The organism is Pseudomonas lyxosi (assembly GCF_047758685.1).
In the GTDB taxonomy this organism is placed as follows: domain Bacteria; phylum Pseudomonadota; class Gammaproteobacteria; order Pseudomonadales; family Pseudomonadaceae; genus Aquipseudomonas; species Aquipseudomonas lyxosi.
The window spans coordinates 3,275,983-3,291,109 of record NZ_CP180481.1 but is presented as its reverse complement, the minus strand read 5'-3'; the positions used below and the strand labels follow the sequence as shown (position 1 = coordinate 3,291,109).

At 57.5% G+C, this 15,127-nt stretch carries 15 protein-coding genes; 11 read left to right on the top strand and 4 right to left on the bottom strand.

The window, feature by feature from the left end; translation table 11 throughout:
- Positions 1-50 precede the first annotated feature (50 nt).
- Together mobA and ACMXYI_RS15170 are read left to right on the top strand one after the other, a co-directional pair.
- Entirely contained in the window at positions 51-653 is a 603-nt protein-coding gene (mobA, locus tag ACMXYI_RS15175) for a molybdenum cofactor guanylyltransferase MobA (RefSeq protein WP_046054415.1), read from the top strand.
- A 76-nt stretch (positions 654-729) separates the two neighbouring features.
- Entirely contained in the window at positions 730-951 is a 222-nt protein-coding gene (locus tag ACMXYI_RS15170; RefSeq protein WP_033059146.1) for a YgdI/YgdR family lipoprotein, read from the top strand.
- Between the two features lie 88 nt (positions 952-1,039).
- Here the strand turns inward: ACMXYI_RS15170 and ACMXYI_RS15165 are convergent, their stop codons facing one another.
- From ACMXYI_RS15165 to ACMXYI_RS15155, 3 genes are all read right to left on the bottom strand, one after another.
- Entirely contained in the window at positions 1,040-1,930 is an 891-nt protein-coding gene (locus ACMXYI_RS15165; protein WP_415773790.1) for a pseudouridine synthase, read from the bottom strand.
- Positions 1,931-2,001: 71 nt separating this feature from the next.
- The gene (locus tag ACMXYI_RS15160; RefSeq protein WP_008145883.1) at positions 2,002-2,319 is read right to left on the bottom strand and encodes a hypothetical protein; all 318 of its coding nucleotides are present in this window, start codon (positions 2,317-2,319) and stop codon (positions 2,002-2,004) included.
- A 168-nt stretch (positions 2,320-2,487) separates the two neighbouring features.
- On the bottom strand, positions 2,488-2,724 hold the full coding sequence (locus ACMXYI_RS15155) for a glutaredoxin family protein (protein WP_111452360.1): 237 nt from the start codon (positions 2,722-2,724) through the stop codon (positions 2,488-2,490).
- Positions 2,725-2,932: 208 nt separating this feature from the next.
- On the opposite strand from ACMXYI_RS15155, the gene ACMXYI_RS15150 reads away from it, so the two are divergent.
- Positions 2,933-4,645 carry a cation:proton antiporter gene (locus ACMXYI_RS15150; RefSeq protein ID WP_415773789.1) on the top strand — a complete coding sequence of 571 codons (1,713 nt, stop codon included), beginning with the start codon at positions 2,933-2,935 and terminating at the stop codon, positions 4,643-4,645.
- Here ACMXYI_RS15150 and ACMXYI_RS15145 read toward each other — a convergent pair.
- On the bottom strand, positions 4,642-5,850 hold the full coding sequence (locus ACMXYI_RS15145) for an ammonium transporter (protein WP_415773788.1): 1,209 nt from the start codon (positions 5,848-5,850) through the stop codon (positions 4,642-4,644). The genes ACMXYI_RS15150 and ACMXYI_RS15145 overlap by 4 nt on opposite strands.
- Positions 5,851-6,156: 306 nt before the next feature.
- Between ACMXYI_RS15145 and ACMXYI_RS15140 the strand changes: the two genes are divergently transcribed.
- The 8 genes from ACMXYI_RS15140 to ACMXYI_RS15105 all read left to right on the top strand — a co-directional run bounded on the left by ACMXYI_RS15140 (position 6,157) and on the right by ACMXYI_RS15105 (position 15,095).
- Positions 6,157-6,471: a DUF883 family protein gene (locus tag ACMXYI_RS15140; RefSeq protein WP_046049174.1), complete on the top strand. Its 315-nt coding sequence runs from the start codon at positions 6,157-6,159 to the stop codon at positions 6,469-6,471.
- A 1-nt stretch (position 6,472) separates the two neighbouring features.
- Positions 6,473-6,862 (top strand): phage holin family protein, encoded by a 390-nt coding sequence (locus tag ACMXYI_RS15135; RefSeq protein WP_201182589.1) that lies wholly within the window; start codon positions 6,473-6,475, stop codon positions 6,860-6,862.
- Positions 6,859-7,200: a hypothetical protein gene (locus tag ACMXYI_RS15130; RefSeq protein ID WP_415773787.1), complete on the top strand. Its 342-nt coding sequence runs from the start codon at positions 6,859-6,861 to the stop codon at positions 7,198-7,200. Before ACMXYI_RS15135 ends, ACMXYI_RS15130 begins: the two co-directional genes overlap by 4 nt.
- 123 nt (positions 7,201-7,323) lie before the next feature.
- Positions 7,324-8,487 carry an EAL domain-containing protein gene (locus ACMXYI_RS15125; RefSeq protein WP_415773786.1) on the top strand — a complete coding sequence of 388 codons (1,164 nt, stop codon included), beginning with the start codon at positions 7,324-7,326 and terminating at the stop codon, positions 8,485-8,487.
- Positions 8,488-8,655: 168 nt separating this feature from the next.
- Positions 8,656-9,984 carry a deoxyguanosinetriphosphate triphosphohydrolase gene (locus tag ACMXYI_RS15120; protein WP_415773785.1) on the top strand — a complete coding sequence of 443 codons (1,329 nt, stop codon included), beginning with the start codon at positions 8,656-8,658 and terminating at the stop codon, positions 9,982-9,984.
- Positions 9,985-10,167: 183 nt separating this feature from the next.
- Positions 10,168-10,560, top strand: a complete 393-nt coding sequence (locus ACMXYI_RS15115; RefSeq protein ID WP_095131946.1) for a response regulator — start codon at positions 10,168-10,170, stop codon at positions 10,558-10,560.
- A 255-nt stretch (positions 10,561-10,815) separates the two neighbouring features.
- Positions 10,816-11,442 carry a response regulator gene (locus tag ACMXYI_RS15110; RefSeq protein WP_415773784.1) on the top strand — a complete coding sequence of 209 codons (627 nt, stop codon included), beginning with the start codon at positions 10,816-10,818 and terminating at the stop codon, positions 11,440-11,442.
- Positions 11,443-11,450: 8 nt separating this feature from the next.
- A complete protein-coding gene (locus tag ACMXYI_RS15105) occupies positions 11,451-15,095 on the top strand; it encodes a transporter substrate-binding domain-containing protein (RefSeq protein WP_415773783.1) in 3,645 nt (1,214 codons plus the stop codon).
- Positions 15,096-15,127 lie beyond the last annotated feature (32 nt).

Below are 15,127 nucleotides of genomic sequence, written 5' to 3'. Positions count from 1 at the left end.
GTGTTATATCACAGCGCCTCATTTTTTCGCCGCCCCCATGGAGACCTGCCATGACCTCGAATACACATTTGCCGCCCTGTTCCATTCTGCTCCTGGCAGGTGGTCGTGGCCAACGCATGGGCGGTCAGGACAAAGGGTTGCTGGAATGGCACGGCGAGCCACTGATTGCCCACTTGCACCGCAAGACCCGTTCATTGAGCGATGACCTGATCATCTCCTGCAACAGAAACCTGGAAAAGTACGCGCCCTACGCCGACCAACTGGTTCATGACGATGAAGGCGACTTTCCAGGCCCCCTGGCCGGTATTCGCGCAGGCCTGAAGGCCGCCCGTCATGCGCATTTGCTGGTGCTGCCTTGTGACGTGCCGCGTATCGACGCAGCGCTGCTCAATAGCATGCGCGAAGCCGCCAGCCAGCACCCGGACCAACCGCTGATGCTGCGCCATGATGAACACTGGGAACCCTTGTTGTGCATTATCCCCGTGGCACTCTTGGCAGATTTCGACAGTGCCTGGAACGACGGCGAACGCAGCCCGGGTCGCCTCATGCGCAAACTGGGCGCTACCGCCCTGCAATGCCCCGACAATGATCCTCGCCTGGCCAACCTCAACACACCAGAACTGTTAAGTGCCCACAACTCTGTGTCAGACTGACAGGAGAAGGAACTTGCACGCGCTGTACACGTCTCAAGCTCAGCAACCAAAAGAATTCATATTCGGAGACACACTCATGACTCAACGGACCCTCGCCACTTTCATGCTCGCACTGGGCCTCGCTACCCTCGCCGGTTGCGCATCGCCTACAGTGATCACCTTGAATGACGGTCGAGAAATCCAGGCTGTCGACGCGCCAAAGTTCGATAAGGATTCGGGTTTCTACGAATTCGAACAACTGGATGGCAAGCAGACCCGCATCAACAAGGATCAGGTTCGTACCGTCAAAGAGCTGTAATTTTTGCGGTGACAACCGGATATGGAAAAGCCCGCTTTATGCGGGCTTTTTCGTGGCTGAAGATCAGCAGACTCGCTGAACTTCGTGATCACCACTGCAGGGTGATGTTGCTTTCGAATGCTCTTTCCTGGCCGGTGACCGGGTCCACAAACCGTAATCCCTGAGCGAGCAGTTTCAAAGGATTGGCATAGTCATCCTCAACATCCTTGAGTACGTGCGGATAAAACGGGTCGTTGCAGATGCTGGCGCCCAAGGCTGTCATGTGCACCCGCAATTGATGCTTCTTGCCCGTCACCGGGTAAAGTGCATAACGCCAGAGATCACCGTTCTTCTCCCTGACTTCGACAGCCGTTTCGGTATTGCTGACGCCCGGACCTTCCTGCATGCGGAAGAAAGGCTCACCATCGATGAGCCGACTCTTATGGACCAGTGGAAAAGAAAGTTCAGGCAACGCTCGGGCAATTGCCTCGTAGCGCTTTTCGATCTGCCGCGTGGGAAACAACGACTGATAGGCAGAACGGCTCTGAGGGTTGGCGGAAAACAGCACCAGCCCCGCTGTGTGCCGGTCAATGCGATGCAAAGGCACCAGATGCGGGTTATCGAGTCGACGGATCAGCCGTCGCAACAGGGTCTGCTCCACGTATTCACCCGCCGGAGTCACTGGCAGAAAATGCGGCTTGTCCGCCACGACCAGATGCTCATCCGCGTACAGAATCGACTCGACCACCGGGATCGGCTTTTCGTCCGGCACCTCACGGAAATAATGAATCCGCAAGCCTTCCTTGTAAGGCAGATCAAGGGCGATCGGCATGCCGTGACCGTCGAGGACACGACCGCGAGCGATTCTGTCCAGCCATTGTTCACGACCGATGGCGCTGAAGTGTTCGCACAGACAATCGAGTACGGTCTGCCACGGACCAGGCGGCAAGTAGAGCGTGCTGGCCTGGTTGTGTGCAGCAGAAAAAGATGAAGTGGACATACGAAAGTTCTAACCCTCAATACAGGGCGGCATTATCCAACAGCGGCCGGAACGAGCCTAGAAGAGAATCCTCAAGCCGGTATCTGCGTGCGCGCTGCCGCTTCGGTGAACTCCTTGAGCCAGCGCAGCACATCGACTGCCTCCCAGCGACCAGGGTCATAAAGCGCATACAACAAGCCCTGATAGCCCACGACATCCAGCTGCCGGTGATAGCCCGCGCGCTGGAACAAGGCTTCAATTTCGGCGAAACAGGTATTGAAATGCAGTTTATTGAAGGGAGTTTTTCCTTCTGTCACCAGGCCATCCAGACGCAATTCGAGGACAGCCTCGCGCACCACGTCCGCCGACATCCGGTTCACGCTGTTCTTCAATTGTTCGACATTGACCACGATTCATCCCTCTCACGCCCCGACCGCCTGCCCAAACCCGAAAACCAGGGGTGCAAGGCAGGCATTACGAATAACTGTATGCGCATACAGTATCCGATCAGTGCCGGTAAAGCCAAGAGGATCCATCGCAAAGTTCGACAGGCGGGCCATCGCCACCGCAACAACCGCTTAACGCAGGAACGCCACTACCTGATCGGCACTGAACGGCCAGCCCAGCTCAGCGCCAGTATCGACCCGCCGTAATACCGGAATACGCAGACTGTAAGCTTCGAACCATGTTTCGTCGTCCGCGATATCCACCAGTTCCACCAGCAGACCGCGCTCGACAAATTCCATCAGCATGGCTTCTGCCACTTCACAGAGATGACACCCAAGGGTGCCGAACAGCTGACATTCAGGAAGCATGAGCGCTCAACCTAAAAAATTAAGTCATCATTCTAGGCCCGCCCCGAAAAGCCGTCGAGCCATTGAATGCTCTACCCTTGGGCCATAACGGCAACGGATCGCAGCAATACGCTGACGCACATCAGTCGTCTTCAATACCCATTGCGCGATGCTCACGGATTATTTGCCTCTACGCTTGAATTGCCAGCGCCCATCACCGGAGTTTTCTGTGTTCGCCAACCTGTTGATCATCCTCGCCTCCTCCCTGGTGGTGATTGCACTGTTCCAGCGCCTGCGATTGCCACCGGTGCTGGGCTACCTGTGCGTAGGGTTGATGATTGGGCCAACCGCATTCAACTGGGTGAATGAAAGCGAAGAGCTGCCGGACCTCGCCGAGTTGGGCGTGGTGTTCCTGCTGTTCTCCCTTGGGCTGGAGTTTTCCCTGTCGAAAATGGTCGTGTTGCGCCGAGTGGTGTTTGGACTGGGCAGTCTGCAGGTGCTGTGCTCCGGGATGCTGCTGGGCGGTTTGCTGATGCTGCTCGGCATGCCGATCACGCCTGCGCTGTTACTCGGCGCCGGCCTGTCGCTGTCTTCCACAGCCATTGTCAGTAAAGAGTTGAGCAGTCTCGGCGAGATTTTCAGCAGTCAGGGCCAGAATGCCATCGCCGTGTTGCTGTTCCAGGACGTCGTGGCGGTATTGCTGCTGACCCTGGTGCCGGTGTTCGCTGGCAGCAGCGACCAGGCCTGGTATTGGGCGCTGCCACTGACGCTGGGTAAAACCGTCGTATTGTTCGTCGGCCTGTTGCTGGCCAGTCGCTGGTTGCTGCCGCGGCTGTTCCATGAAGTGGCGGCTGCCCGCTCCCCGGAACTGTTCGTGCTACTGGCACTGGTGATTGTTCTGCTGACGGCGTGGCTGACGCACCTGCTCGGTCTCTCCCCTGCCCTGGGTGCGTTTCTCGCCGGCATGCTGCTGGGGGAAAGCCACTACCGGCATCAGATCGAGGCCGACATCCGCCCGTTCCGCGACATCCTGCTCGGGCTGTTCTTCGTCAGTATCGGCATGCTGATCGACTTGCAGTTGTTCGCCAGCCACGGCCTGCTGATTCTCGGCCTGACCCTGGGGTTGTTGGTGCTCAAGGGCAGCGTCGTTGCGCTGCTGGTCAAATGGCGTGGCAGCGATGGCGAAACCGCCTGGCGCAGCGGCCTGGCATTGGCCCAGGGCGGCGAGTTCTGCTTTGCGCTGATGGCACAGATGCAGCAGAACAAACTGATGCCCGCGGATTTTGGCGGACTGCTGCTGGCGGCGACCTTTTGTTCAATGCTCGTCACGCCGTTGTTGCTGCGCGCCGCACCCCGCATCGCCACACGCCTGCATCGCAAGCCCAATGAAGAAGCGAAACTCGAGGAAATCAGCGCACTCAACGCCGACTTGCATAACCATGTAGTGATCTGTGGCTATGGTCGTGTAGGCCAGTCAATCGGACGCGCACTACGCAACGCGCAGCAACCCTACATCGCACTGGATACTGATCCGGTGCGTGTCCACGAAGCCGCCGTGGGTGAAACCTATGTGCATTATGGCGACTCACGTCGCGGTGAACTGCTGGTCGCGATAGGGCTGGAGCGCGCCAGGCTGTTGGTGATCGCCGTGGATCAGACCGACATCGCTTTACTGATCCTCAAGGAAGCGCGGCAACTCAACGCGACCGTGCCGATTCTGGTGCGCACACGCGACGACAGCCAACTGGCCGAGTTGAAGGCAGCCGGCGCCAGCGAAGTCGTGCCCGAACTGCTGGAGTCGAGCCTGATGCTCGCCTCCCACGCGCTGATCATGCTGGGATTACCCGCGCATCAGGTACAGGAGCGGGCCGACCAGATTCGGCACGACCGCTATCGTCTGCTGCACGGTTTCTATCCTGGCGCTGACGACGAAGAGACCTAGTCCTGACTGACGGCGCCGATCTTGTGCACCGACAAGTCAGCGCCGTAATACTCTTCTTCCTGACTCAGGCGCAAGCCATGGAACGCCTTGATCGCGCCATACACGGCAAAGCCACCGGCCAGCGCCACGACCACCCCCAGCGCGGTGCCGATCAACTGGCTGATCAGACTCACGCCGCCCAGCCCACCCAACGCGCTCTGGCCGAAAATGCCGCAGGCGATCCCGCCCCAGACGCCACACAAACCATGCAGCGGCCAAACCCCCAGCACATCGTCGATGCGCCATTTGACTTGAGCCGCAGTGAAGCACCAGACAAACAATGCGCCGGCGATGACGCCAGTGATCAGCGCGCCCACCGGATGCATCAGATCGGAACCGGCACAGATCGCCACCAGTCCGGCCAGCGGGCCGTTATGCAGAAAGCCCGGGTCGTTGCGCCCGACGATCAGCGCCGCCACGGTACCGCCGACCATGGCCATCAGCGAGTTCACCGCCACCAGCCCGCTGACACCTTGCAGGGTTTGCGCGCTCATCACGTTGAAACCGAACCAGCCAACGATCAGGATCCACGACCCCAGCGCCAAAAAGGGAATGCTCGAGGGCGCGAACGCCACCAATCGCCCTTCGCGATAACGACCATTGCGCGGCCCGAGCAACAACACCGCCGCCAGAGCCAGCCAACCACCCATGGCGTGGACCACCACCGAGCCGGCGAAATCATGGAAGCTGGCGCCAAATTGCTCCAGCAACCAGGCTTGCAGGCCAAAGTTACCGTTCCAGATCATGCCCTCGAAGAACGGATAGATGAACGCCACGATCAGTGCCGTCGCGCACAACTGCGGGACGAAGCGGGCACGCTCGGCGATGCCGCCGGAGATGATCGCGGGTATCGCCGCCGCAAACGTCAGGAGGAAGAAAAACTTCACCAGCCCATAGCCATGATCCGCATTGATCACCGCCGCCGGTTGCATGAAGGTCACCCCATAGGAAATCCAATAGCCTATAAAGAAGTAGGCTAGGGTCGAAATGGCGAAGTCGCTGAGGATCTTCGACAAGGCGTTGACCTGGTTCTTTTGTCGAACCGTGCCGACTTCAAGAAAGGCGAAACCGGCGTGCATCGCCAGCACCATGACCGCGCCGATCAGAATGAACAACGTATTGGAGCTATGGACCAGAGTGTCCACAGCGCTTTGCAGATTTTCCATGGGGTTGGCAGACCTGAAGGCTAAAAAAGCACCAAAGCAGTTCGCGCAGACAATTCATGCACCAAGTTGCACCTTGCCGGGATCAACCAGTGATCCCGATGAGCCACTTTGGCGCACAAGGTTGGAACCTTTGCGCGAGTTTTCATTATTTGAGATAAGGTTTTGCTCGAATCCTGCCCGGCAACAGCGCAACGGCGCAGGCCAGACGCACCACGACGTAGCAAAAGTTGTACCAGTCATTTGTACTGAACCTTCGCGCAAGGCTCATACTCGAACGTTTCAGAAGCCACTTACGGAGATCCACCCATGGCCAGCATCAAGGCAAAGACTGCTCAAGAAATCCTGATGAATGATTTTCAGACTCTGGTCAGCGACACCGAACGCTTGCTGGAGCACACCGCAACGTTGGCCGGCGATCAGGCTGATGAGTTGCGCGAGCAAATCCACGACAGTCTGCTGCGTGCCCGCGAAACCTTGAAATTGACCGAAGACTCCCTGCGCGAACGCAGCAAGGCCGCCGTTACCGCCACCGAAGACTATGTCCAGGCCAACCCATGGCAATCGGTCGGGATCGCGGCCGGCGTGGGTTTCCTGCTTGGCTTGCTGGCCACTCGGCGCTGATATGGCGATCGGCGAATCCGGCTCGTCCGCGACGGGCCCAAGCTCCTCACCGCGTCGCCTGGGTGCCGCGTTTCTTGGACTGCTGCACAGCCATGTCGAACTGTTCGGCATCGAATTGCAGGAACAAAAAGCGCGCACCGTAAGCCTGTTGCTGTTTGCAGGCCTCGCGCTGGTTTTTGCCTTGCTGTTGCTGGTGGGGTTGTCGACGCTAGTGATGATCCTGTTTTGGGACACCTATCGCCTGCCCGCCATCATCGCACTCTGCGTGTTCTACACCCTTGCATGCGTCTTCTGCGGGATGCGCTTGAGAGCGGCGATTTTCGATGAATCGTCGCCCTTCCACGGCACCCTGGAAGAATTGGCCAACGATCGGGAGCGTCTGCTGCCATGAGCCTGCCTGAACTGCCTCACAACAGCTCGCGCACCGAAATGCGCAAGGCACTGATCCGCCTGCGCATGGAAATGCATCGCCAGGAAATCCGCCACGAATCCCGGGAATTGCTGCAACCCTTGCAGCGTGTGCGCGGGATGACGCAAAACCTGCAAGCTGGCTTCGGCATCAAGCACGCTCCACTCTGGGGCGTGGCAGCCGTCACCTTGCTGGGCTTTCTGACGGGTAAGGGCGCCAAGAGCGGTGGCGTCAGCAGCCTCACTCGACTGGTTCGTCTGGGCGCCACGCTGGGGCCATTGATCAAGCTGGTCATGCAAGGCTCTTCGCGTCACCACTAAGGCCGTTATCTGGCTGCATTCTTGCAACATCGGGATTGAACCTCTTTATCGAGGGGTTCAATCCTGCGTGCCTGCCCGGTGAACAGGTTTTATCCAATAACAAGACCTGACCAAGGAGGCCTCGTGATCGACGGGCAACCGCTCGCCTGTTTTCAACCATTCATCGATACCGCCACCGGCCGTATCGCTGGTGTCGAGGCACTGGGAAGATTGCGCCAGGCCGACGGTCAACTGACCTCGGTGGGGCCGCTGTTCGCCGACCCGCGAACGCCCGCCATCGCGCTGCGTCGTCTGGATCGCCAGATCCGCGATAACGCGCTGAGCCGCCTGCATGAAGCGCCTTCGGACTGGTTTCTGAGCCTGAACATATCGCCACGCTGGATCAACCGCTTGCGACAGGACCAGGCTCTGCCGAGCCTCAAGCAATTGAGCAGGCACAACGTCGACCCGCAACGCATTGTCTTCGAGATCACCGAACTGGGAGGCGATATTCAGCGCCTGGCCGACGTCGTGGCGCGCTATCGAAAGGCCGGCGCGCGGATCGCCATCGATGACTTCGGTGCCGGTTACTCTCAGCTTGATCGCGTACTCGCGCTGCAACCGGACATTCTCAAGCTCGACATGCGCCTGTTCCAGGCTGCTGCGTTGGGTGGACCGAGCAGCGACGTGGTCAAGGCTCTGGCACAAATGGCGGAGAAAACCGGTTGCTGGATCATCGCCGAAGGGGTGGAGACCGAGGCTCAACTGAGTTTTGCCCTGGAGTGCGGTTCGCGCTACGTTCAGGGCTTTCTGTTCGCCCGGGCGCAAGCCGGTTTCTTTACCACGGACGCCTTTGTCGAGCGCTTCGCGCAACTGCGTCAGCGCTATGTTCAGCAGAAGCTGGCTGAGCGCGGTCGCCTGATGATCATGCGCCAGCAACTCAGCGAGCTGATGACCATCCTGCAAGCATGGGCTCAGGCCCGAGCACCGCTCAGCGCCTTGCCACAACTGGATGCATTTCCCTGGCTGCTGCGCTTCTACCAATGCGACCGCCACGGTACGCAGCTGACGCCCAACCTTGAATGGCGCAACAACGGTTGGGAGGCCGACAATCGCTACCTGGGCCACAACTGGTCATGGCGTCCCTACTTCTATCACCTGCTGGCAGAGGGTTGGGATGAGCGAAGACTGACGCTCTCCACTACTTACCGCGATGCCACCAGCAACCAGTACTGCCTCACCGCCGGGCAATTTTTCGACCACGGCGAGCGACTGCTGCTCATTGATATCGACGCCGCCGGGCTGTAGGAGCCGAGCTTGCTCGCGATGACGGCAGTTCACTCGATATTGCAGCGCCTGATACACCGCCATCGCCGGCAAGCCGTGCTCCTACAGGTGTGTGCGTGTTTTTCCCTTGCAGGTCCTGACGCGAACCCGGAAGCTAGGGTTTCAGTCACTCGACGGAGAGAACCAGCCTTGGATTGGCAAACCCTGCTTACCCGCGAACGCCTCGGAAAGCCTCTGCACAGCCCGGAAGAACTCGGCCGCAGTCCTTTCCACAAAGACCACGACCGCATCATTTTCTCGGGCGCGTTTCGCCGCCTCGGGCGTAAGACCCAGGTCCATCCGGTCACCAGCAACGATCATATCCACACGCGCCTGACCCATTCGCTGGAAGTCAGCTGCGTCGGCCGTTCGCTGGGCATGCGCGTTGGCGAAACCATCCGCAGCGCCCTGCCTGACTGGTGCGAGCCCAGCGACCTGGGCATGGTGGTGCAATCGGCTTGCCTGGCCCATGACATCGGCAATCCGCCCTTCGGCCATTCCGGCGAAGACGCGATTCGCCACTGGTTCCAGCAAGCCGCCGGCCGTGGCTGGCTGGATGCAATGTGCGAAGTCGAACGCAATGATTTCCTCAATTTCGAAGGCAATGCCCAAGGTTTCCGGGTACTCACCCAGCTGGAATATCACCAGTTCGACGGCGGCACCCGGCTGACCTACGCCACGCTGGGTACTTATCTGAAGTACCCATGGACGGCAAAACACGCGGACTCACTGGGCTACAAAAAACACAAGTTCGGCTGCTATCAGAGCGAATTGCCGCTTCTGGAACAAATTGCCCATAAACTCGGCCTGCCGCAACTCGAGGAACAGCGTTGGGCGCGCCATCCACTGGTGTATCTGATGGAGGCTGCCGATGACATCTGTTACGCGCTGATCGATCTGGAAGACGGTCTGGAAATGGAGTTGCTGGAATACGCCGAAGTCGAGTCCCTGTTGCTGGACCTTGTGGGTGACGATCTGCCGGAAACCTATCGCCAGCTCGGCCCACAAGATTCGCGGCGGCGCAAACTGGCGATCCTGCGAGGCAAAGCCATTGAACACCTGACCAACGCCGCAGCCCGGGCCTTTGTCGAGCAACAAGATGCGTTGCTGGCCGGTACGCTGCCCGGTGATCTGGTGGAGCACATGCACGGCCCCGCCAAGCGTTGCGTCCTGAATGCCAAGGACATGGCGCGGAAAAAAATCTTCCAGGACAAGCGCAAGACCCTGCATGAAATCGGCGCCTACACCACGCTGGAAATCCTGCTCAACGCCTTCTGCGGCGCGGCACTGGAACAGCACAACGGTCGAACGCCGTCCTTCAAGAGTCGCCGAGTCCTCGACCTGTTGGGTAACAATGCGCCCGATCCTCACGGCTCATTGCACGCCTCGTTTCTACGGATGATTGATTTCATCGCCGGCATGACCGACAGTTATGCAAGTGAAATGGCGCTGGAGATGACCGGTCGTTCGAGCCACTGATAAGACCTGGGTGATCAGCGATTACGCCGCCTGCAATGGTTGATTTTCCTCTCAAACCCCAAGTGCACTCAACGTTCGCCGAATATCCCTACAACACGCGCTGAGCTAACTGATCGATTATTCGGTAACCTCGCGAAATAATCTCGCTTCCTTCAGCTCGACAGAAGAAGCGTGAATACTCCTATGTTCAAAGACGATCTACGTATCTTGCTGGTGGAAGATCATCCCTTCCAACTCCGGGCGACTCAATACCTGCTTGAGAGTTACGGTTTCACCCAACTGACCACCACCGACAGTGCCGATGGCGCCTTGCAACAAATGCTCAAGGCTGTGCAACCATTTGATATTCTTTTGTGCGATCAATGTCTGCCCGACCTCTGCGGGCTTGATCTGGTCGAATTCGCCAGCCACCGGGGGATGATTAGACAGGCAATACTGTTAAGTAGCCTGACATCCGCCGAACTGGATGAACTTGAAAAAAAGGCCAACGAACACGGACTGCCATTGTTGGGGTACTTGATCAAACCGCTGAAACAATCCGAATTTAGAAACTTGTTGACCTTGGCCTCATTGTAAAAAATCGCATAACAAGCGCACTAAAAATCCAGCCAAAACACAACTCAAAACTTACAATTAAATACTTCCAGCCTCTCGACTAACTATCAACAACCTTTACCCTTCTTCATAAAAAACCTAGTTGATACGTAGTCCCATTCTTCTTCAGCTGTAGGATTGTTCCTATATTGCCGCTGCCGGTCCGTCAGCTCATGCGTCACCTCAACTATCTGAGCTAAGGTGCGCGCTTTATTAGAGCTCGTATGGGATTTGATTATGAACTCCGTTTTTATTGTCGACGATCACCCGGTCATCCGCCTTGCCGTCAGAATGTTGCTTGAACATGAAGGTTACAAAGTCGTCGGCGAAACTGATAATGGGGTCGACGCCATGCAGATGGTTCGCGAATGCATGCCTGACCTGGTCATTCTCGACATCAGCATTCCCAAACTGGATGGGCTGGAAGTTCTCGCCCGTTTCAACGCAATGAGTACCTGCCTGAAAACATTGGTGTTAACAGCACAATGCCCGACACTTTTCGGTATTCGCTGCATGCAATCCGGTGCATCGGGATATGTGTGCAAACAGGAAGACCTGAGCGAACTGGTCAGTGCTATAAAAGCCGTATTGTCAGGTTACAACTATTTTCCAAGTCAGGCCTTGAATCCTGTTCGCTGTGATGACGCGCGATTCGCCGACCTGGAACTGTTCAAGTCAGTCAATGACCGGGAACTGATGGTATTGCAACTCTTTGCCCAAGGCCGCACCAACAAGGAAATTGCCAAAGGTATGTTTCTGAGCAACAAGACTGTCAGCACTTATAAAAAACGCCTCATGCAGAAACTCAAAGCCAAATCCCTGGTTGAACTCATCGATATGGCAAAACGTAACGCGTTAGTGTGAGAAACAGGATGCCCAGTCGTATAAAGGATTATCTGACACTCATGGCCGCAGGTTTATGCCTGACCGCCTCAGTGGCCGCTGCGCAGACCGTCAGCGAGAACTACACCCTGATGAGTCGCTCAATGGCCGGACACCAGGAAGTCCAACTGGATAACGCACAACGAAAATGGATTGAGAATAAACGGGCACTGATCCTGGGCACGTCAGCCCCGGACTACCCGCCTTTCGACCTGACCATCAGTGGTCACGACTACGAAGGTTTTACCGCCGATTACGCGGGCATCCTCGGCAAAACAACCGGTTTGCAAATCAAGGTTCTGAGATTTTCGTCCCGGGAGGCCGCTATAGAGGCACTCGAAAACGGCGAGATCGATTTGCTGGGGACCGCCAATGGATTCGAAGCTCACAACGCTGACATCGTACTTTCCACCCCCTACGCCGTGGACCAGCCGGTTCTGGTGACACGCGAAGGAGAAACCAGATCCTTGACCGATGGACTGGCCGGTCTACGGCTGAGCATGGTGTACCACTATTTGCCGCTGGAGGAGGTCAAGGCAATGTATCCGAGGGCGATCATCACGTCCTTTCCGTCCTACCAGAATGCGATCAATGCCGTTGCCTTCGACCAGGCTGACGTTTTTCTGGGTGACACTATTTCCACCCATTACATGATCAACAAGGGTTATCTGAACAACGTCCGCATGGCCAACTTCGGTAAACACGAAGCCCACGGTTTCAGCTTTGCCGTGCACAAGGACAACCCGCAACTGCTCGGGATCATCAACGCAATGCTCATGGCCATCCCCACCAGCGAACGAGACAACATCGCCAAACGCTGGAGTGCTGGCAGTGACATACTGCTCACCGATCAAAAACTGCAACTCACCGACAACGAAGAACGCTGGCTGGCACAACACCCGGTAGTGCGTGTGGTGGTCAATGAGGCTTTTGCGCCGCTGACGTTTTTCGACAGTGATGGCAACTTTCGTGGGGTTACCGCGGACTTGCTCGAGCTGATCAGATTGCGCACCGGTTTGCGCTTCGACGTCCATCGCAGCCGCAGCGATGACGAGATGATCGAGCAGATCAAGGAGAATAAGGCCGACTTGATCGCCGCCCTGCTCCCCAGTGCCCAACGTGAAACGACGCTGAACTTCACCCGCCCCTATCTGCAAAACTCCTTTGTCCTGCTGACTCGCAAAGCCGCCGACAGCCCGACAAGCCTTGCGCAGTTGCAAGACAAACGCCTGGCAATCGCTCAAGGCAATCCGCTGGTGGATTATCTGCGCAGCGAGTTCCCACGGATCAAGCTGATTGAAACCCCGGACACGTTCAGCGCCGTGGAGTTGCTGGCCGAGGGCAAGGCAGAAGGTGCGGTGAACTCACTGGTGATTGCCAACTACTTCATCTCATCGCGGCTTTTCGAGCACACCCTTCAAATCACTACCACCATCGGCACCCGGCAGGCCGCGTTCTCCCTGGCCACAGGCCGAGATGCCAAAGAGCTGAACGCCATCCTCAACAAGGCGTTGCTGAGCATTGCGCCGGAAGAACTGGGCATCATCAACAGCCGCTGGCGCGGCTATTCGGCGGCGTCGCAAAATACCTGGCGCAACTATCATCGACTGTTCTACCAAATCGTTAGCGGTGCCGGGGGGCTTCTGCTGATTTCCGTTGCCTGGAACGCTTACATGCGTCGCCAGATAAAGCAGCGTCAGGCGGCCGAGCGTGCGTTGAACGATCAATTCGAATTCATGCGATCACTGGTCAACGGCACGCCTCATCCCATCTACGTCCGCGATCGTCAGGGACTGCTGCAAAGCTGCAACGACAGTTACCTGGAAGCCTTCGGCGCGAAACGTGAAGACGTGATCGGTAAAAGCGTCATCGAGGGCAGCATGAGCAATGCGTTCGAAGCCCGGGAATACCAGGCCGATTACCAGCGCGTCGTGGCCGAGGGCATACCGCTGATTCTCGATCGCGCACTGCACATCGGCGGCCGCAGACTGACGATTTACCACTGGATTCTTCCCTACCGTGATTCGAGCGGTGAAGTGCAAGGCATCATCGGCGGCTGGATCGACATCAGCGAACGGCGGCAACTGTTTGATGATCTGCGTTATGCCAAAGAGCGCGCCGACGAAGCCAACCGAGCCAAAACCACTTTTCTGGCGACCATGAGCCATGAGATCCGCACCCCGATGAATGCGGTCATCGGCATGCTCGAGCTGACGCTGAAGCGCATCGATCATGAGCACCCGGATCGCCCGGCCATCGAGGTGGCATACAACTCGGCGAAGGACCTGCTGGAGCTGATCGGGGACATTCTCGACATTGCCCGGATTGAATCCGGGCGCTTGAGCCTGAGCCCTGAACGGGTCAATCCAAATGAAATCGTGGCCTCAGTGGTGCGGGTCTTCGATGGACTGGCACGCCAGAAAAATCTCCGGCTGCTGCTGGAGTTCCGCCCTGCCAATCCAGGGTTTGATGTCCTGTTGGACCCGATGCGCTTCAAGCAGGTCTTGTCCAATCTGGTGAGCAATGCCATCAAGTTTACGGAGCACGGCCAAATCAGAATTATCGTCGACCTGCACCCGACCGCCGAGCCTGAGCGAGTCCGGATGCTGTTGCAGGTTCACGACAGCGGCATAGGGATCAGTGAACAGGATCAGCGGCGGTTGTTCGAACCTTTCGCTCAGGCCGATCACTCCGGGCAGTTAGCCAGAGGTGGTGCGGGGCTTGGGCTGGTGATCAGCCGCAGCCTGTGCGAAATGATGGGTGGCAGCCTGCAATTGAGCAGCCAGCCGGGTGTCGGCACTCAAGTCGAGGTGTCGTTGCACCTGGCGACACTGCCACTCGTACAGATGCCGGAGACTGCTGAAGCGCAAATCCGCACCACGACGACTCCGTTGAATGTTCTAGTGGTCGACGATCACCCCGCCAATCGCTTGCTCATGTGCCAGCAACTGGCGTTTCTGGGCCACCTATTCAGCGTCGCGCCGGATGGCCAGGCGGGATTTCAGGCGTGGGAAGCCGAGCCGTTCGATCTGGTGATTGTCGATTGCAACATGCCGATCATGAACGGATACGAACTGGCCCGCGCCATTCGCCGACATGAACAAAAAACGCACCGCCCGCCCTGTACCGTGCTGGGTTTTACCGCCAACGCACAACCGGAAGAAATACAACGCTGCAAACAAGCCGGGATGGACGACTGCCTGTTCAAGCCCCTTACCCTGACAGCCTTGAGTCAGTGGTTTGAAGGTATCAGCCTAACCGTCCGCTATCCCGCGTTCAGCCTGCAAGGACTGCGTCTTTTGACCGGTGGCGATCCGGTATTGGACCAGCGACTGTTGACCGAACTGTTGAACAGCAACCGTCTGGACCGACAAGAACTACTGGCGCTGTCCCCCTCCAAAGAGCCTCAGCCATTTCTCGACGTGGCCCACAAAATCAAGGGCGCCGCCCGAATCGTCCAGGCGTCCCGGGTGATCGACAGCTGCGAGGCGCTGGAAAAGGCCTGCCATGAAGTGTTCCATCAGGACGAAGTGGCCGATTGCAGCAAGGCCATAGAGCGCGCCATGCTCGAATTGGAGCAAGCATTGCAGCAACAGATCGGCCAAAACGACAAAAGCAGAATGACAGAGCCTTAACTATGCTTGGACGCTGAGCAGTGCGTTAACCA

Bases quoted from the DNA above. Each gene is read 5' to 3' on its own strand.
- mobA (WP_046054415.1), top strand. From the start codon at position 51: ATGACCTCGAATACACATTTGCCGCCCTGTTCCATTCTGCTCCTGGCA.
- ACMXYI_RS15170 (WP_033059146.1), top strand. From the start codon at position 730: ATGACTCAACGGACCCTCGCCACTTTCATGCTCGCACTGGGCCTCGCT.
- ACMXYI_RS15165 (WP_415773790.1), bottom strand. From the start codon at position 1,930: ATGTCCACTTCATCTTTTTCTGCTGCACACAACCAGGCCAGCACGCTC.
- ACMXYI_RS15155 (WP_111452360.1), bottom strand. From the start codon at position 2,724: ATGCTTCCTGAATGTCAGCTGTTCGGCACCCTTGGGTGTCATCTCTGT.
- ACMXYI_RS15145 (WP_415773788.1), bottom strand. From the start codon at position 5,850: ATGGAAAATCTGCAAAGCGCTGTGGACACTCTGGTCCATAGCTCCAAT.
- ACMXYI_RS15140 (WP_046049174.1), top strand. From the start codon at position 6,157: ATGGCCAGCATCAAGGCAAAGACTGCTCAAGAAATCCTGATGAATGAT.
- ACMXYI_RS15135 (WP_201182589.1), top strand. From the start codon at position 6,473: ATGGCGATCGGCGAATCCGGCTCGTCCGCGACGGGCCCAAGCTCCTCA.
- ACMXYI_RS15130 (WP_415773787.1), top strand. From the start codon at position 6,859: ATGAGCCTGCCTGAACTGCCTCACAACAGCTCGCGCACCGAAATGCGC.
- ACMXYI_RS15115 (WP_095131946.1), top strand. From the start codon at position 10,168: ATGTTCAAAGACGATCTACGTATCTTGCTGGTGGAAGATCATCCCTTC.
- ACMXYI_RS15110 (WP_415773784.1), top strand. From the start codon at position 10,816: ATGAACTCCGTTTTTATTGTCGACGATCACCCGGTCATCCGCCTTGCC.
- ACMXYI_RS15105 (WP_415773783.1), top strand. From the start codon at position 11,451: ATGCCCAGTCGTATAAAGGATTATCTGACACTCATGGCCGCAGGTTTA.